Annotated in this window: 17 protein-coding genes; 9 read left to right on the forward strand and 8 right to left on the reverse strand. The window is 38.3% G+C overall.

Annotated features, from left to right (window positions below):
• The first annotated feature begins 60 nt into the window (after window positions 1-60).
• The gene (locus CPS_RS16095) at window positions 61-867 is read left to right on the forward strand and encodes an AraC family transcriptional regulator (protein WP_011044356.1); all 807 of its coding nucleotides are present in this window, start codon (window positions 61-63) and stop codon (window positions 865-867) included.
• 197 nt (window positions 868-1,064) lie between these two features.
• Here CPS_RS16095 and CPS_RS16100 read toward each other — a convergent pair whose 3' ends face one another.
• Window positions 1,065-2,732 carry a hypothetical protein gene (locus CPS_RS16100; RefSeq protein ID WP_011044357.1) on the reverse strand — a complete coding sequence of 556 codons (1,668 nt, stop codon included), beginning with the start codon at window positions 2,730-2,732 and terminating at the stop codon, window positions 1,065-1,067.
• 325 nt (window positions 2,733-3,057) lie between these two features.
• Here CPS_RS16100 and CPS_RS16105 point away from each other — a divergent pair, with 325 nt between their 5' ends.
• The 3 genes from CPS_RS16105 to CPS_RS16115 all read left to right on the forward strand — a co-directional run bounded on the left by CPS_RS16105 (window position 3,058) and on the right by CPS_RS16115 (window position 5,031).
• A complete protein-coding gene (locus CPS_RS16105) occupies window positions 3,058-4,029 on the forward strand; it encodes a LysR family transcriptional regulator (RefSeq protein WP_011044358.1) in 972 nt (323 codons plus the stop codon).
• Window positions 4,030-4,251: 222 nt separating this feature from the next.
• Entirely contained in the window at window positions 4,252-4,623 is a 372-nt protein-coding gene (locus CPS_RS16110; RefSeq protein WP_011044359.1) for a hypothetical protein, read from the forward strand.
• Window positions 4,624-4,692: 69 nt separating this feature from the next.
• Complete coding sequence (locus CPS_RS16115) at window positions 4,693-5,031, forward strand: DUF805 domain-containing protein (RefSeq protein WP_011044360.1); 339 nt, start codon at window positions 4,693-4,695, stop codon at window positions 5,029-5,031.
• A gap of 96 nt (window positions 5,032-5,127) precedes the next feature.
• On the opposite strand, the gene CPS_RS16120 is transcribed toward CPS_RS16115, so the two are convergent.
• The 4 genes from CPS_RS16120 to CPS_RS16135 form a co-directional block, all read right to left on the reverse strand.
• Window positions 5,128-5,529 carry a YkgJ family cysteine cluster protein gene (locus tag CPS_RS16120; RefSeq protein ID WP_011044361.1) on the reverse strand — a complete coding sequence of 134 codons (402 nt, stop codon included), beginning with the start codon at window positions 5,527-5,529 and terminating at the stop codon, window positions 5,128-5,130.
• 137 nt (window positions 5,530-5,666) lie between these two features.
• Window positions 5,667-6,608: a sensor histidine kinase gene (locus tag CPS_RS16125; protein WP_011044362.1), complete on the reverse strand. Its 942-nt coding sequence runs from the start codon at window positions 6,606-6,608 to the stop codon at window positions 5,667-5,669.
• The gene (locus CPS_RS16130; protein WP_011044363.1) at window positions 6,601-7,155 is read right to left on the reverse strand and encodes a heme NO-binding domain-containing protein; all 555 of its coding nucleotides are present in this window, start codon (window positions 7,153-7,155) and stop codon (window positions 6,601-6,603) included. The genes CPS_RS16125 and CPS_RS16130 overlap by 8 nt, the downstream gene beginning before the upstream one ends.
• Before the next feature lie 115 nt (window positions 7,156-7,270).
• Complete coding sequence (locus tag CPS_RS16135; protein WP_011044364.1) at window positions 7,271-8,179, reverse strand: LysR family transcriptional regulator; 909 nt, start codon at window positions 8,177-8,179, stop codon at window positions 7,271-7,273.
• Window positions 8,180-8,370: 191 nt separating this feature from the next.
• Between CPS_RS16135 and CPS_RS16140 the strand changes: the two genes are divergently transcribed.
• Both CPS_RS16140 and CPS_RS16145 read left to right on the forward strand, forming a co-directional pair.
• Entirely contained in the window at window positions 8,371-9,072 is a 702-nt protein-coding gene (locus CPS_RS16140; protein ID WP_011044365.1) for a pirin family protein, read from the forward strand.
• A 98-nt stretch (window positions 9,073-9,170) separates the two neighbouring features.
• Window positions 9,171-9,410, forward strand: a complete 240-nt coding sequence (locus tag CPS_RS16145; protein WP_011044366.1) for a hypothetical protein — start codon at window positions 9,171-9,173, stop codon at window positions 9,408-9,410.
• A 137-nt stretch (window positions 9,411-9,547) separates the two neighbouring features.
• On the opposite strand, the gene CPS_RS16150 is transcribed toward CPS_RS16145, so the two are convergent.
• Window positions 9,548-11,071, reverse strand: a complete 1,524-nt coding sequence (locus tag CPS_RS16150) for a fumarate hydratase (RefSeq protein ID WP_011044367.1) — start codon at window positions 11,069-11,071, stop codon at window positions 9,548-9,550.
• Window positions 11,072-11,215: 144 nt separating this feature from the next.
• On the opposite strand from CPS_RS16150, the gene pabB reads away from it, so the two are divergent.
• The 3 genes from pabB to CPS_RS16165 all read left to right on the forward strand — a co-directional run bounded on the left by pabB (window position 11,216) and on the right by CPS_RS16165 (window position 15,501).
• A complete protein-coding gene (gene pabB / locus CPS_RS16155) occupies window positions 11,216-12,709 on the forward strand; it encodes an aminodeoxychorismate synthase component I (protein WP_011044368.1) in 1,494 nt (497 codons plus the stop codon).
• Window positions 12,710-12,999: 290 nt separating this feature from the next.
• The gene (locus CPS_RS16160; protein WP_011044369.1) at window positions 13,000-13,575 is read left to right on the forward strand and encodes a CoA pyrophosphatase; all 576 of its coding nucleotides are present in this window, start codon (window positions 13,000-13,002) and stop codon (window positions 13,573-13,575) included.
• 549 nt (window positions 13,576-14,124) lie between these two features.
• Window positions 14,125-15,501, forward strand: a complete 1,377-nt coding sequence (locus tag CPS_RS16165) for an L-serine ammonia-lyase (protein WP_011044371.1) — start codon at window positions 14,125-14,127, stop codon at window positions 15,499-15,501.
• A 120-nt stretch (window positions 15,502-15,621) separates the two neighbouring features.
• Here CPS_RS16165 and CPS_RS16170 read toward each other — a convergent pair whose 3' ends face one another.
• Both CPS_RS16170 and CPS_RS16175 read right to left on the reverse strand, forming a co-directional pair.
• Window positions 15,622-16,446 (reverse strand): sterol desaturase family protein, encoded by an 825-nt coding sequence (locus CPS_RS16170; protein WP_011044372.1) that lies wholly within the window; start codon window positions 16,444-16,446, stop codon window positions 15,622-15,624.
• Window positions 16,443-16,904, reverse strand: a complete 462-nt coding sequence (locus CPS_RS16175) for an SRPBCC family protein (protein ID WP_041738004.1) — start codon at window positions 16,902-16,904, stop codon at window positions 16,443-16,445. The genes CPS_RS16170 and CPS_RS16175 overlap by 4 nt, the downstream gene beginning before the upstream one ends.
• Window positions 16,905-16,921 lie beyond the last annotated feature (17 nt).

The raw sequence follows: 16,921 nt of genomic DNA on the forward strand, positions 1-16,921 counted from the left end.
GGCTTGTGTCACTACAATGACCATTATATGATGATTTTAATATGACCAATAGCGACAATTATGACAGTTAGTTTATCAATTCAGACAAAAGGTATATGGCATCAAAAAAGCTCTAACAGGCTTTATTCAAGTTTACCTCGCTCGGTATTACCCTTGTCAGCAGAATTTAAACCTATGACTCAGATCACTAGTCACTCCCACCCGTGGTCACAGCTTTCTTACTCATGTGTTGGTGTTATGCATATTGAAACCGATGCAGGTATTTTTGTTATTCCGCCAGAACAAGCATTGTGGCTGCCACCAGGCATGGCTCATCAACACTTTTGCAAAAATAAAGTCAGTTACCGTAGTTTATATTTCGACCCGGTTTTGAGTGAAATGTTAGGGGATAAAGTACGCCCGTTAACAGTTGACCCTTTATTAAAGTCATTGATATTAGAGATCTCAAACTGGTCTGAAGACTATGAAGAAACGGAAGAGACACAGCGTTTTCTACTGGTATTATTGGACCGCTTAGCAATAGCTAAAAGTAATGAGCTTTTTATGCCAACTATTCAAGATAAAAGACTTTTTCCTATCATTGAAACTTTGAATCAAGAACCCGCAAATAAATTAACTATTGAGCAATGGGCGCTTAAAGTAGGTGCTTCAAGTCGTACCTTGAATAGATTATTTAATCAAAATTATGGCATGGGCTTTAGCCGATGGAAGCAAAAGCTGAGAATATTAAAGTCATTAGAATTACTAAACAGCAATGCGCGACTTGTCGATATTGCTTTTGAGCTAGGTTATGAATCTACATCGGCCTTTATAACCGCCTTTAAAAAACAGTTAGGTTGTTCGCCTAAAAAATATCTTGCGACATAGCTTAGCACTGAATATGTCCCAACTTAGTTGTATTAAGCAGAGTTTAGTCAAATTGAGATAATTAGGTTCAAGCTGAGTTTAAAATATAAAAGCCCTGCTAATTCAACAGGGCTTTTATTTGAGCTGATTCAAAAGTCAAAATTAGCGTGTTACTAGCATTAATCTTTTATTTTATAACTCTACTCTGTAAGTTAAATCTATGGTTTTAATCGATTGGTTAATGCTGTCGCTAAATCATGTTCAATCGTGGCCAACTCTTCTTCAAAGAAAAACTTGTCGGTATCAAACGGTTTGAGTAATTTCACATCATTAGTGGTTTCATCATATTTAGCTAAAAATACTTTGTCCATCCATTTCATGTTACGCCCTTCGGTGAACATCAAAGCAAAGGCTCGTTCTCCGCCAACTTCACATTCACCCATTATCGAGATTTTCCCTGCAGAAGTGGTCATAGAAAGATGACGAGATGGGCGGTTAATCGACGGTAATTCACGGTATATTTTATCAAATATTTGACTAACGGCACTAAGCGGCGCAGTAAAATAATGATGTTCACCTGTCGGTCTGGCGCAATACATAGAGTGAAAACTAATTAACATAGTCCCTAGGATATTAGATAAATCTATCCAGTTTTGCGCGCTGCGATCGATATCAATTGAGCCATCTTTGTTCTCGAATAAACTGATGTGATTCATCATTGGGCTTTGACTACGAATAACCACACCGTGACGCTGCAAGCGACGAATAGCGGCAATAGTGGTTGGGTTTAACAATTCACGTGGCGTAGAAAAGTGCGCCATCCATGCCAATTGAATACCATTATCATGCATTTTATCAAATACGGCTAACATCTTGTCGTACTTACTGCTTAAAATCATTTCTGGTTGGAAAGTTAACGCACGTGTAGCAAGGCGAACCGTTTTTATGTGCAATAAGTCTCGGTCTTCCAATAATGGCGTGACATATTGCTCAAAACGACTAGCAGGCATATAACCGCCATCGCCACCGGTAATTAACATATCAGTGACTTCTTCATGCACTTTTAAGTAACGATGAATTTGGTCAATTTCTTTTTGGATAAACATATCTTCATCACCACGAACTTGCGCATGACGGAAACAGTAAGTACAAAACGAAAAGCAGTTTTGGGTGGTTTTATCAAAAATCAACTGACACTGAGGATATTTATGCTGACTACCATCAAGAAACTCTATTTCACCTTGCTCGTTTTCAAACCAAGGTTTATTGAGTTGTTGGTTACCATCATGCGGACTGGTTTTCTCTTGGTATTCTTCAACAATGACTTTTTTCTCTGCCACGCTTGCCGCTAAGTATTCAGCCACCGTAATTTTGTTAATCATATTAGGTTGTGGCATCACTAACTGAAAAACAGAATCTTCATAAAAGTTAGTCCAGTCAATGCTATTTAAACTGTGCTTAGTGGCTAAAAATCGGTAAACCTCAATAAAAAGTTCCCGCTCTTCAATATCACCAATATCAATATTATTAGCTACAAGAATTTCAACCACACGGCGAAAGCCTGAAAGCCCTGTGTATTGATCTTTCTCATCGAACATATGCGCTTCTTTATCTAGCAAGCCTGAATGCTGTGGGTACGACGCATGTAAACGGCTAAGTAAACCTGGTGACAGTAGCTGTTCATCTTTAATCGTTTTACGCACATCATCACTGTAGTGATATACGTCCATCATGTCGTTAATATCAATTTCGCTCACATCACTAATACCACTATTTCGAACATGAACATTGCCATCTAACTTAGGATCAAGCTGTTTTGGGTTAAGTACCGCAACATCAATATGCTGCGCTTTACTTACTGAAATTTTAGAGGTGGAATCGGTCATAATAAGGCTCTCTAGCAGAAGCTCAATACATTGATGAGTTCACGCTTTTTTATAAGGTGATAAGTTAAAGATTGAGGTCGAATAAATATTTTATGATGTGATTTTCAAAGAAAGCGCGACGTGAATCAAACGAGTAAAAATCACCAAGTCATGAGCTTTGGTAATAACCTTAATAAAAGAATGCCTTTATTGCGTTAATTTATAGCGTTAGTTTGATGTTAAGTAATAAAGTGAAACCTTCCCTTAGCTATACTGACAAGCATGTAAAAACCGCTCAATATTAAGCTATTACCCAATTAACCATACCTAATGAACTATTTAGCCAATGAACTCACTGCCTACTGAAAGTCCTCAATCTAAAAAATCATTACCCAGTACCAGTATGTTGGCCGCCTTTGATGCTGCAGCAAGAACAGGCAGTTTTACTGCGGCAGCAAAAGATTTAGCATTAACGCAAGGGGCTATTAGCCGCCAAGTGAATGCACTAGAGATGCAGATAAGTGTTAATTTATTTCATCGTCATAAACAGAATATATCGCTGACCGAAGCCGGAAAAACCTACGCTAAAGAAGTCAATTCGGCATTAAGTCATATTCGTTCTGCAACACTAAACCTCATGACAAACCCCGATGGTGGCATACTTAATATTGCGATATTACCCACGTTTGGCTCTCGGTGGTTAATGCCAAGACTGGCTGATTTTTTAGCAAAACACCCACGAATCACCATCAATACGGTATGTAAGCTGTCACAATTTGATTTTTCTCATGAGGATATTCATTGCGCTATTCATTTTGGCAAAGCGGATTGGTCGCAAGCCAACTGTACTTTTTTAATGGCCGAAGAAAGCGTACCTGTATGCTCACCTAAATTATTCGAACAGGCTGAATTGGCAAAGGTCGATAATGTTTGTGCCCGTTTAATTAATTTACCGCTATTGCATATCGCAACCCGGCCTAATGCTTGGCAGCACTGGTTTGATGAACATAATGTCGACTCAACAACAAAAGAACAGCCAAAGAAAAAAACACTACAAGACATGCATTTTGAGCAGTTCTCCATAGTAACTAATGCTGCTGTGGCAGGATTAGGCGTGGCCTTATTGCCGAAGTTTTTGGTTGAAAGTGAATTGCAACGTGGTGAGTTACAGGTGATTTGCAATAAACCCCAACGTACCGATAATGGCTATTACTTAGTCACCCCCAATGACAAACTTAACTATGCTCCCATGGTCGCTTTTACCCGCTGGTTATCCCAAGTAATCAAGAGTGAAAAACCCTCTATTCTGAATAAATAAATATCTCTGTTGCTCTAGTTACGGTTAAAACTTTTCCAGATAAATTCAGGTTATTTACTGTTTAACAGTTTGATACCTCGGTTAATTAAGATAAATTAAAGTTGACGCGTAAATCATAATAACTATAGTCTTGACATAAGTTGGCTATATCTCGTTCAGCCTCTCATTTTTGAAAACAATTACTCGCCTCTCAATGAGGCATTTAGTTATTAGGAGTCACCAATGAAAACATTATTTATTTTCATGCTTTGTTTTATCATTACCAATGTTCACGCTGCAGCACCAGAGCATGGTTTTGTTAAAAAGAGTGATTCAGGCACGCTTCAAGCTTGGAACGCCGAAAAAAATGAGTGGAGTGATATTGATTTATTTTGGCAAAATTTTGCAAAAACAAACAAAGCTAAATCATGGGGCGTTGCCGATACATACCCCAATTATGGTGAGGTAAATGAATTTGATACGCTTGTCATAGAATTAAAACAAGGCACTTGTTTGATGCAGTTTTATCATGCTCGTTGGAGACGTGCTAATGACGTTCAGCGTTGGGATGATGCTTTTAATGAGTATAGTGCTTGCCCTTATGTATTTGATTAATTAGAGTATCCACGCAAACTAACAAATATTAGTTTTAAAAAGTTTATTAACAACAAGGAGAGTCCAAAAATGGATTATTTTACAGGCGCACTAAAAAAATATGCTGATTTCACTGGCAGAGCACGCAGAGAAGAGTATTGGATGTACATACTTATTTATATGATCATCAATGTTGTTTTAGCGGTTCTTGGTTTGGATGCCATTTCTGCATTGGTCGGTCTTGGACTACTAATCCCAAGTATTAGCATAGCGGCAAGAAGATTACATGACACTGGCCGTTCTGGATGGTGGCAATTAATAGTATTAATTCCTATCATTGGTTTGATTGTTTTAATCTATTTCTTAGCACAAGATGGACATGATGCGAATGATTATGGTGTTAACCCTAAGTCTGTTACAACCGCATAAAACTTACAAGCTAACTAAGCATGGCAAGTGACGTCATGTCACGTAGGTTAGTTACCTCCTCAATGTATTGAGGAGGTAACTATATTTAGATGAACTTTAAGTAAAACTTGCCGGGCGACTATCTTCCATCATTATGTCTAATTTTATTTGCGCTTTTTTTGGATTAGCTAAATCTATTACTTCAATCATTTCACATTCATCTCTAATCATTTCAGGAATAAGACTAGGGTAATGACGACAGTCTTCTGGTCTGTCTAAGTAAATGCTGCAGGTATACATGTTTGGGTCGAGCGGATTTTTCTTGGGAGCAATATCGAGAAAAGGACAACTTGTTAACCTTGCACCTGATTCAGGGTCGAACCATATCTCATTGTTTATCACGTATTTGAATATATCTGGGTTAAATATCTCCCACAGGTCAATTTCTTCTTTTGTGGCCGAAAGATCTTCTCCCCCATATTTGATACAACATTTTCCGCATTGATTACAATCTTTCATAGTTCGCTATTTAATTGGCTAGACACGGCATCATTATATACCCGTTATCAATCAAGATGCATGTCTCAGAGGTTTGAATTATAACGGATACAGCATTTGTAGCCATGCTGTAGCTAAGTCAATTATTGAGTTAATGGCTAATATGGTAAGTAAATAGTAAAGGTAGTGCCTTGATTTTCCTCACTAGCCACCTCTATTTTACCTTTGTGTTTTTCAATAATCCCAAAAGAGACTGATAAACCTAATCCGGTGCCAACACCTACTGGTTTAGTGGTAAAAAAGGGGTCGAAAATTTTATTAATTACCTTCTGAGGTATACCTTCACCTTGATCGCTTATTTCAATAGTCAGGTACTCCCTTCCCTTCTCCTGCTTAATTCCGGTCGTTATATCTAAAGCACCTTTGTCTTTTGTTGCGTGGGCCGCGTTTATAAACATATTCAACAACACTTGGTTAATTTCACCTGGATGACAATAAATTTTAGGTAATCCTGTAAAGTGTTTATTTACCGTTAAGCAATATTTCAACTCATTCCATACAACTTTAAGAGACTCTTCAATGAGCATATTAATATCGCAAAGCTCTTTTTCAAAAGAGCCAGAGTGACTCACTTTATTCAAATTACTAACGATTTCTTTAACTCTATTCAGCCCTTTGCCTGTTTCAGCCATCATAGATTTTACATCACCTCTAATATAATCAATGTCTTCTTGTTCCCTCAATTGTTGATAGGATTGAGCAACATCTTGTGATGCTAATGCAGGTAAATTAGAGATCATGAAATCATCTAACAGAAGAAATGAATCGACATATTCAGACAGCATAGATAAGTTGCTGATTGAATAACCTATAGGATTATTTATTTCATGAGCAACGCCTGCCGCAAGCTGACCTATAGAGGCCATTTTTTCAGATTGTATGAGCTGTTGCTGAGTTGTTTTAAGTGCTTTTACGGTTGACTCAAGCTTAATACAATTGTCATAAAGACTACGCGTTTTGTTATCTAATAAGTGCTCAGCAAGTAATCTCGCTTTTCGCTCTCGCTCATAGGCAACTCTATAGGGGTCTGGCTTATTCATTGTGACCTTCAAACGTTACCACTAATTTACAACGTGAAGCCCCATGATGCATACATTCGGGGTGCGCTATTGATATTTTTTCATTGAATTGATCCGCGGCACCAAAAATTAAGCCGATACTGACATGACATAATTTACGCTTAGAGCTGTAATACATAATAAGGGTATTATCATCTACCGTTTCATATTCAAAGGTGGGTAAATAAGCTTTGGGATGAAGACGTTTTACTTCGACATGAATGAGGTTATCTATCGCAAGTAAAAAGCTCTTTAAGCTACCTATTGTGGAGATGTCTACTGGGCTGGTATCGTATAATTTTTTAAATAAATATCGGCCAAATTTTTCAATTAACTGATCAACTTCAATACCGGTTTTAATCGATAGTGCTTTCACCATGTTTATCAGTTCACTGTCTTGGTATTGCTCTCCGCTTGTATATATTCCATGTGACGGTGGCTTGGTTTGTTCAATTAATTCATTCCACTGCTCCATTCCCATTTGCTCAACAATCATATCTGAGAATGCTGTATATATAGATCCTTGCATAATATCCCCATTATTTTTAATAATATAACTAAAGTGCTAATTACATTAATCCAGTTTAGTACTTAATTGATTAAACCCATAACTGATATAAAAATCAATAGATAACGTAGCATTACTACAGGACTTCACCATAGAGTTCACTCACAAAATCGATGAAGGCTTTGACTTTAGGGATTTTTGCTCGATGTTTTGGGTATAGTGCATAAATGTCAACTTTTGCCATGCCCCAGTCAGGTAGTATATTAACTAATTGACCTGAAGCCACTTCTTGACGACACATGTAATCAGGGAGCACCCCTATGCCTAAACCATCGACAATAGCTTGTTTGAGCATGGAAAAATCATCGACAAGTAAGCGTGGCTGACAATCTAAAGTGAATGTCTCGTGATCCGTTGAGGTTAACGGTAACTTTAAGTCTTTATTCCCTGAAATATTAAGTGGATTCATTATCAGCAACTGATGCTCGGTTAGCTGCTCAACCTTATCTGGATTACCTTGTTTGGCTAAATAGCTTGGGCTGGCGAATATTTTTCGGTTAATGGCACCCAACTTTTTTGCAATTAACATCGAGTCATTTAATTGCCCTATGCGAATGACTACATCAAAGCCCTCTTCAATAAAATCAACCCGTCTATTCACTAAGTTAAGCTGTACTTTAAGATCTGGATACTGGCGCATAAACTTGCCAAGTGCTGGCCTTAAGACTTGTTGCCCGCTAGCAACAGATGCCCCAATTTTTAGTTCACCTGTATAGCTATGAAAAAGTTCACAGACTGAGGCGGTCGCTAAATCAAGCTCTTCATGAATGCGTTTACAGTGGGCTAAATAACGGCGCCCTGCTTCAGTTAGATGCTGAGAGCGTGTTGAGCGCTCGAGTAAAGTAACGGCAAGGTTTTTCTCTAAGCGCGACACTTTTCGGCTGACATTGGCTTTAGGCATACCAAGCCTGTCTGCGGCTAGGGTAAAGCTGCCAGTCTCAACGACGGCTAAGAAAACCATCATGTCATTTAAATCATGTTCCATTGCTGTATTTCCTAAACACAAAGCGTTATATAGAGCGTGAAATAAAAAGACTCGTTCACACGCTCTTCAATAAATCATTATTGTTGTTGATAATGAGATTATCATATCAACAAAGTGGCATTTATCAAACAATGCTTAACACTTATGATTGTAATCACTGAAACACAGTCCCCAATTATTAGGAGTAGAACATGCAAGTACTCAGCAGAAAATCATTACCTTTAGGCGGTTTTGCCGGTTTAACCGAACACCGCTTAGTAACAGACCGTCGTCTTTTTGGCTCACGTAAAGCGCCTAATACTTTTGATGGTATCGGCAGTTTTGTCTATCTAGCTGACGCACAGTTTAACCCTCATGGTGAAACCCACATGCATCCTCACAAAGAGATTGATGTTATTTCAATCATGCTGACGGGTCGAGTAACTCATGAAGGTTCTTTAAAGCATGGCCAAAGTTTGACCGCAGGTGAAGTACAGGTTCAACGTGCTGGTGGTGAAGGTTTCTCACATAATGAGATAAACCCTGACAACACTAAAAACCGTCTGTTGCAATTGTGGGTATTACCTGAAGTAGCAGGAGAACCGGCTGGTTATAAACATTATCCATTAAAGGCAAAAGGTGTCAGCCGTATTTATGGAGGTAAAGACTCTGGTGGACAAAAAAATCAGAATAAAACTTTTTCCAGCAAAACAACCATAGATATTGTGCGCTTATCATCAGGTGAAAACATTAGCTTTAGCGAAGAGGTATTAGCTTATGTCAGTAAAGGCACCGCTGATTTTTCAGATGAAAATAACAACTTTAGTGCAGAAGATGGCGATTTAATTCGTAGCTATAAAACCGATATTATCGCCACTAGCGATGTAGAAATAATAGTGGTTGGTCAAGGTTAAACATAAGACACAATAATTGAATATCGGTCGATGTATCAACATCGGCCAGTATTTATTAGTTCACAATATTTTATAGGCTATAGTCTTCGGAGTAATTTATGATACCGCCTAACAAACACTTACTTGCACTCATTAACTATTTCGCACTGGTTCCTTTAGTGTATTTTATTCCTACATGGATTAGTCCGTATCTACCTGATAACAAACTACTGCATGTATGTATTGTAGTCGGTATTATTGTGCCTATTATTTCTTATATTGTGATGCCCATCACCATGAAAATATTAGTCCGAACAAAGACTGAAAAGCGTGGAGTGAAAAGTTACATCGCAACTTAACATTTTATATAACGATACCTCATGCCCCACACTTCAATCATCACATTTTAAGGAGTCAGGCACAAAAAAGGCGCTATAAGCGCCTTTTCATAAAGTGTCATTAAGTGGTAACTAGTTTTTACTAACTCCCCCTTAAATTAAGTCTTTGCTTTGTCTTCAGCTTCTTGGATTTTAACTTTCCAAATTTCAGGGCCTGTTACATGAGCAGATTCGCCGGTGCTATCAACAGCAACAGTGACTGGCATGTCTTCTACTACAAATTCATAGATAGCTTCCATACCCATGTCTTCAAAGGCAACCACTTTCGCTTTTTTGATTGCTTTTGATACAAGGTAAGCAGCACCACCGACAGCCATTAAGTACACAGACTTATGGTTTTTAATGCTTTCACAAGTTTGAGCACCACGTTCGGCTTTACCGATTGTGCCTAAAAGACCTGTCTCAGCTAACATCATCTCAGTAAATTTATCCATACGTGTTGCTGTTGTAGGGCCCGCAGGACCAACCGCTTCATCACCAATGGCATCTACAGGGCCTACGTAATAAATAAACTTGTCAGTAAAGTCTACCGGCAGTTTTTCGCCCTTAGCTAACATATCTTGAATACGTTTATGCGCAGCATCACGACCCGTTAAGATGGTACCGCTAAGTAAAACAGTTTCACCAGTTTTCCAATCGCTAATATCCGCTTTACCTAAATCATCAACATTGACACGACGAACATTTTCACCAACTTCCCAGGTGATTTCTGGCCACTCTTCAAGCTTAGGTGGCGTTAAATCAGCAGGACCAGAACCGTCAAGGTGGAAGTGTACATGGCGTGTAGCGGCACAATTCGGGATCATAACAACAGGTTTAGAAGCCGCATGCGTTGGTACTGAGTTAATTTTCACATCAACTACGGTTGTTAAACCACCTAAACCTTGCGCGCCAATACCTAATTTATTTACACGTTCAAAAATTTCAAGGCGTAATTCTTCTTCTGCATTTTGTGGACCACGTTCAATTAAGTCTTGAATGTTTACTGGGTCCATTAAGCTTTCTTTCGCTAATACGCCTGCTTTTTCAGCAGTACCACCAATACCTATACCTAACATTCCTGGTGGACACCAACCTGCGCCCATTGTAGGTAGAGTTTTAACAACCCAATCAGCAATTGAGTCAGATGGGTTTAACATCGCCATTTTAGTTTTGTTTTCACTACCGCCGCCTTTAGCAGCAATCATGATTTCAAGACCAGCGCCCGGAACCATGTCGATATGAACAACGGCCGGCGTATTATCTTTAGTATTTATACGCTTTCCTGCTGGGTCTTTAACTATTGAGGCGCGTAATGGATTATCAGGATTTAAATACGCACGACGCGTACCTTCATCAACCATTTGCTGTACGGTCATGTCAGTTTTATCCCACTGAACTTCCATACCTACTTTAACAAAACAGGTAACAATACCGGTATCTTGACAGATTGGGCGTTTACCCTGTGCTGACATACGTGAGTTAATTAAAATTTGTGCTATTGCGTCTTTCGCCGCCGTTGATTCTTCTTTGTTATAGGCTTTTTCTAGTGCCTGAATAAAATCAATCGGGTGATAATAAGAAATATATTGCAATGCATCTTCAATACTATCGATTACGTCTTGTTGTTTAATGATGGCCATAGTGCTCTCTATTAGCTTTAATAATGCGTGGTTGAAAGTTATAATAATTCTACTACACATAATAACCCGCTATTGAAAGTGCTGCCAGTCTCTTGTTACTGATAATAACTATTTAACTAGCGAATACTTAGAGTAATAAAAACCTTGTTCCAGACAATCACTGCCAAACACCCAACTACTGTTATCTCAGCTAAAGAACTGTCCCTAAAAAGTGGCACTACAGCAGAAGCCATATTTGCCCCTATGGCTCAACAAGCTTGGGCTATGTGGCTAGATTCAGGTAATAGTGAACATATTGATAGCCGTTTTGATATTTTAGTGTGGCAGCCCATTGCAACCCTAACTGCACAAGGTAATAGCACCGAAATCTGTTTTCCTGATGTCTATACCCCTGAAAAGAGTATTAGTGAAAAAAGTACTAAAGACCCACTATTATTGCTTAAGCAGCTTCAGGCACAGTTATTTACAACACTTCAGTCTCCACATGAGTTCCTGCCTTTTTTAGGTGGTGCATTAGGTTATTTCTCCTATGATTTAGGTCGTCGATTTGAGCAACTACCTAATTTAGCAAAACAGGACATTGATTTACCTGAGATGGCCGTTGGTCTTTATGATCGCGCCGTTATTTTTGATAAAAACTCAGCAAAGTTTTACTTAGTTTGCCCTGATGACAAGCGAGCCGAGATTGAAGTAGCACTTATTAATTCAACTGTGAGTTCAAATATACCGCCAGCAAAAGCTGATGTCACAACTGATAATTTTCACTTAACCAGTAGCTGGCAATCAAACATGGATAAAGCCGATTACATTGAAAAATTTGATAAGGTGCAAATTTATTTATTGAGCGGTGATTGTTACCAAATTAATTTAGCGCAACGCTTTAGTGCCCAATACCAAGGTGATGAGTTTGAAGCTTACTTAGCCTTAAAATCGGCAAATAAAGCGCCATTCTCTGCTTTTATTCGCTTAGACCATGCTGCCATTTTAAGTGTATCCCCTGAGCGATTTTTACAGTTATCGCAAGGTAAGGTACAAAGTAAACCCATTAAAGGCACAATGCCGCGTAGTGATGATAAAGTTCAAGATGCTAAAAATGCCGAAATACTAAGGCATTCAAGTAAAGATAATGCTGAAAACTTAATGATTGTTGATTTACTGCGTAATGACATCAGTAAAAGTTGTCAAGCTGGCTCGGTCAAGGTACCTAAACTTTTTGATATTGAAAGCTTCCCTGCGGTACATCATTTAGTGAGTACCGTTGAAGGCATACTTGCTAGTGATAAACATGCCACTGATTTACTGCGCGGTGCCTTTCCGGGAGGCTCTATTACAGGTGCTCCTAAAATACGCGCGATGGAAATCATTGAAGAGCTAGAGCCACACCGTCGCAGTGTTTATTGCGGCTCAATTGGCTACCTCTCCAATTGTGGCACTATGGATACCAGTATTACCATTCGTACCTTAATTTGTCAGCCAAGCGAAAAGACTTCAAAGGAATCGTCTAACAGCGAGAAGACGATTCATTGCTGGGCTGGTGGCGGGTTGGTCGCTGATTCAACTGCAGAAAGTGAGTATCAAGAAACTTTTGACAAAGTTAATTGCATTTTACCGGTATTATCAAAACTCAATCAGGTGTAGGCTTTAACTATACCCGTTCCACTTGAAGATGCATGATTCAGCTGGAATTAGAAACGCCTTGGGGGAAGGCTGGGCAAATCATACTCTGCGTTACCTTTCTTTTTAAGGGAATAACCCTTAATAAATAAAAGTGCCTTAATTATGAATCGCTCAGACTTCCTGAAACGAGCATATTCAAGTGGAGCGGGTATAACACCTTAGCTAACGCCTTAATTCATACCTTAGCTAAGACAACTAAAATCGATACTAAAAGTAGTACTGTTAAAGAGTACTTTTAAAGAGTAGTACCAATGACAAAAGATGAATTTTTATTACGCTTTAATTTATTACAGTTGGCCGAGTCTGAGCATAACTATCAGCACCCTTCACCTCTAAGATCGGCAGCTGTACTCATCGCTTTAGTCGAATCAGATAGTGGTGAAGGTTTGCAAGTTTTATTAACTAAACGAGCTAGCCACTTAAAACATCACCCATCTCAAGTAAGTTTCCCCGGTGGAAAAGTAGAACGAGAAGATAAATCACTTATAGATACCGCCCTTCGAGAAGCTTTTGAAGAAATAGGTTTGTCTCGTGAAGCAGTAACTGTGGCTGGTCAACTACCCCCCTATGAGACCATTAGTGGTTTTCAAGTTACACCTATTATCGCCATTGTTGCCAGTTCACAAATTTATCAGATAGATACAAATGAAGTCACTGAAGTATTTCAGGTACCCCTACAGCATTTTTTAACCACTACAGACCATCATGTTTTTGTTGCCCATAAAGGTGGAAAACAACACAATGTGCATTTCCTTCCCTATAAAGAATACAATATTTGGGGTGCTACCGCGGTAATGCTCAAAGATTTAGTTGCCCACATAAACTAGTCAATTCGCTAGTTCTTCAATATACCCGTTAACAATTTAGACGCACGTTTCAGAGGTTGTAAGCCATTTCAGTTTTAGGCGCAATGGTTAAATTGTGGTTACCCCCTATGTTATTGCTGTAACAACAAAATGGAATGGCTCACAACCTTATAAGATGGGTTTAAAAAGGATTTACGCTGCGTTATTCCTTTGAACAATGTAATAATCATTCTTTACCATAAGCACCTTGCCTAAATCGTTTTTAACACCCTCTGAAATCGAGTTCTTTGAATGGTGACGGGTATATGTCCCCTTGTTAGTGCATTTAGTTCTTTGATAGTTGAATATTTTGGTTCTTTATTTGTTCACTTTCAGCTAGAATTACTATCGATACAAGCAATCGACAATAATCCCATTATTCTAATAAATACCAACTATAATTCGGAATATGACGGCACAGCCCATATTTGATATTGTAGCGGTCCATTTCACCGAGCTATCGCTTAGAGAGAATTGAGTCTATAATTAAAGAATAGTGTCTATTACATAAGCAGAGCAAAGGTAAAAATTATGATCAGTGTATTTGATATGTTTTCTATTGGCATAGGTCCATCAAGCTCACATACAGTGGGCCCTATGAAAGCCGCGAAACTTTTCGTTGATGAATTAGTTAAACAAAATTTATTAACTAGTGTCGACAGAGCTAAATGTGAACTATTCGGCTCATTAGGACAAACAGGTATTGGCCATGGTACGGGTAAAGCTGTAATTTTAGGCTTTTCTGGTCAAACACCGGAAAATATCCCTGTTGAGTCAATAGAGTCGACCTTAGCCGAAGTTGTAAGCAGCCAAAAAATATCACTCAATGGTACTCATGAAGTCGATTTCCCTAAAGATGACGCTATTATTTATCATCGTAAGAAAACATTGCCCGCTCATTCTAATGCCATGACTTTGTATGCCTATCAAGGCGATACCTTGGTATTAGAAAAGACTTATTATTCTATTGGCGGTGGCTTTATTGTAGAAGACTGTGACTTCGAAAAAGAAAAAGATAAAGCATTATCTCTACACACCAATATCAATCCTCCGCATGTTTTTACTACTGGCGATAAATTACTCCATGAAGCTAAAGTGCATGGTTTAAGCATTAGTACCATTATGATGAATAATGAAAAGTGCTTAAACGATGAAGCGACCATACGCACTAAATTAATTGAAATTTGGGATGCGATGAAAGCGAGTGTTGACCGCGGTATTGCTACTGAAGGTATTCTACCTGGTGGTCTAAACTTAAATCGTAGAGCCCCTGCTCTTCATCGCTCCTTGATGGTAGAAAATTCTAACGATCCACTTACCGCTATGGATTGGGTTAACTTGTTCGCAATGGCGGTAAATGAAGAAAATGCTGCCGGAAGCCGCGTAGTTACAGCACCAACAAACGGCGCAGCAGGTATTATTCCTGCTGTACTTTGTTACTACGACAAGTTTGTTAAGCCAGTATCTGATGATGATTGTATTCGTTACTTACTTACCGCAGCAGCCATTGGTATTTTATACAAGACTAACGCTTCTATTTCTGGCGCAGAAGTTGGCTGCCAGGGTGAAGTTGGTGTAGCTTGTTCAATGGCTGCTGGCGCATTAACTGAAATTTTGGGTGGTACTCCCATTCAAGTAGAAAATGCAGCTGAAATAGGTATGGAACATAACTTAGGATTAACATGCGATCCAGTTGGCGGCTTAGTACAAGTACCTTGTATTGAACGTAATGCGATGGGCTCAGTAAAAGCAATTAATGCTTCTCGTTTAGCACTTCGTGGTAATGGCACATCAAAAGTATCTTTAGATAAAGTAATCAAAACTATGTGGGAAACTGGTAATGATATGAAAACTAAATATAAAGAAACTTCACGTGGTGGTTTAGCGGTTAATATTATCGAGTGTTAGTCAGTCTATTTTAAAATATTTAGTTGAAGCTATCGGTTAGAACGATTAGTTAAAAATTTAAAAGCTCCAGTAAGTCATACTTAGTGGAGCATTTTTGTTTAGCACTTTTGTTTCGTACTTTTATTTTTCAACTGAACTTGTTGGGTAGGTAAATAATACACGACTCTTAGCTTTTAGCCCTTTTGCCTCAAAGGCCTTTTTAAACATATAAATCCACTGATGAAAACTAATATAAAACGGATTATTAGATTTGATTTGACCAACGATACCATAGCGACAAGGACCATTTTTTTCAGCGTTTTCTTCAATATAGGTACCAAAAATTTTATCCCAAATAATTAATACACCGGCAAAGTTTCTGTCTAAATAGGCTTTATTGGTTGAATGATGCACCCGATGATGTGAAGGCGTATTAAATATTTTTTCAAACCACCCTAGTTTATAAACAATTTGCGTATGAACAAAGAATTGATATGCCAAATTAAGTGCAACCACGGTAAAAACGGTGTTCGGATCGAAACCAACAATAATCATTGGCATCCAAAAAATCCACATACCTGCTAATGGATACATTAACGATTGTCTAAAAGCAGTTGAAAAGTTCATCTTGGTTGAACTGTGATGCACAACATGTGCTGCCCACAGCCAATGGATGTGATGTGACGCTTTATGAAACCAATAATAAAGAAAATCTTGTAATAAAAAAGCGATAAAAATGCTAGTGAAACTGAGTGATAATTCAAACATTGCAAATTGATGTAGCCAGTAAAAAAAAGGCATCAATAATACTAAAGCAAGCGCATCGGATCCTTGATGTAAAAGTGCTAACGCTGTATTTGTTAAACTGTCTTTAATATCATAAAGCTTACGGTGTTTAACAAACTCGTAAATAACAAAGGTTAAAAATATTGGACTTAATGCCAATAAAATCACTTCAATAGTCATGCAATGTTCTCCACTGAAATGTGCCTATCGGCAAAGTGCTCCGCTAACTTTTTCATGGCTTTGCTAATATCACTGGCAACAAAGAACTTTAACAAAAATGCAGGTAACCATTTAGGTCCATTAAATTTAATAACGTAGTCAAGTTGTGTGGTTTGATTATCAACGTCAAATGATGTTAATTGAATATCGCCTTGATGATCTGATACTGGCCAATTACCAACAATGCGATAACAAATGTGCTCATTGGTTGCACTAATAATTTCTTCCTCAAAGACTATTTTTCCGATAGATATTTGGCGAATAGCACCTTTACCACCAATTAATTCACCCTTATTTTGTATTTTTATTAATTTAAACTTGGCATTAAAAAATCGGCCTAACTGTAGATGATCTAATAAAACTTGGTTTACTTGCTCTGCTGGGGCTAATACTTTCTGTGTCACTTCAATGGTAATCATAAGTCTCACGAGATAAA

The sequence above is a fragment of the Colwellia psychrerythraea 34H genome, assembly GCF_000012325.1.
Classification (GTDB): Bacteria; Pseudomonadota; Gammaproteobacteria; order Enterobacterales; family Alteromonadaceae; genus Colwellia; species Colwellia psychrerythraea_A.

Bases quoted from the DNA above. Each gene is read 5' to 3' on its own strand.
- CPS_RS16095 (WP_011044356.1), top strand. From the start codon at position 61: ATGACAGTTAGTTTATCAATTCAGACAAAAGGTATATGGCATCAAAAA.
- CPS_RS16100 (WP_011044357.1), bottom strand. From the start codon at position 2,732: ATGACCGATTCCACCTCTAAAATTTCAGTAAGTAAAGCGCAGCATATT.
- CPS_RS16105 (WP_011044358.1), top strand. From the start codon at position 3,058: ATGAACTCACTGCCTACTGAAAGTCCTCAATCTAAAAAATCATTACCC.
- CPS_RS16110 (WP_011044359.1), top strand. From the start codon at position 4,252: ATGAAAACATTATTTATTTTCATGCTTTGTTTTATCATTACCAATGTT.
- CPS_RS16115 (WP_011044360.1), top strand. From the start codon at position 4,693: ATGGATTATTTTACAGGCGCACTAAAAAAATATGCTGATTTCACTGGC.
- CPS_RS16120 (WP_011044361.1), bottom strand. From the start codon at position 5,529: ATGAAAGATTGTAATCAATGCGGAAAATGTTGTATCAAATATGGGGGA.
- CPS_RS16125 (WP_011044362.1), bottom strand. From the start codon at position 6,608: ATGAATAAGCCAGACCCCTATAGAGTTGCCTATGAGCGAGAGCGAAAA.
- CPS_RS16130 (WP_011044363.1), bottom strand. From the start codon at position 7,155: ATGCAAGGATCTATATATACAGCATTCTCAGATATGATTGTTGAGCAA.
- CPS_RS16135 (WP_011044364.1), bottom strand. From the start codon at position 8,179: ATGGAACATGATTTAAATGACATGATGGTTTTCTTAGCCGTCGTTGAG.
- CPS_RS16140 (WP_011044365.1), top strand. From the start codon at position 8,371: ATGCAAGTACTCAGCAGAAAATCATTACCTTTAGGCGGTTTTGCCGGT.
- CPS_RS16145 (WP_011044366.1), top strand. From the start codon at position 9,171: ATGATACCGCCTAACAAACACTTACTTGCACTCATTAACTATTTCGCA.
- CPS_RS16150 (WP_011044367.1), bottom strand. From the start codon at position 11,071: ATGGCCATCATTAAACAACAAGACGTAATCGATAGTATTGAAGATGCA.
- CPS_RS16160 (WP_011044369.1), top strand. From the start codon at position 13,000: ATGACAAAAGATGAATTTTTATTACGCTTTAATTTATTACAGTTGGCC.
- CPS_RS16165 (WP_011044371.1), top strand. From the start codon at position 14,125: ATGATCAGTGTATTTGATATGTTTTCTATTGGCATAGGTCCATCAAGC.
- CPS_RS16170 (WP_011044372.1), bottom strand. From the start codon at position 16,446: ATGACTATTGAAGTGATTTTATTGGCATTAAGTCCAATATTTTTAACC.
- CPS_RS16175 (WP_041738004.1), bottom strand. From the start codon at position 16,904: ATGATTACCATTGAAGTGACACAGAAAGTATTAGCCCCAGCAGAGCAA.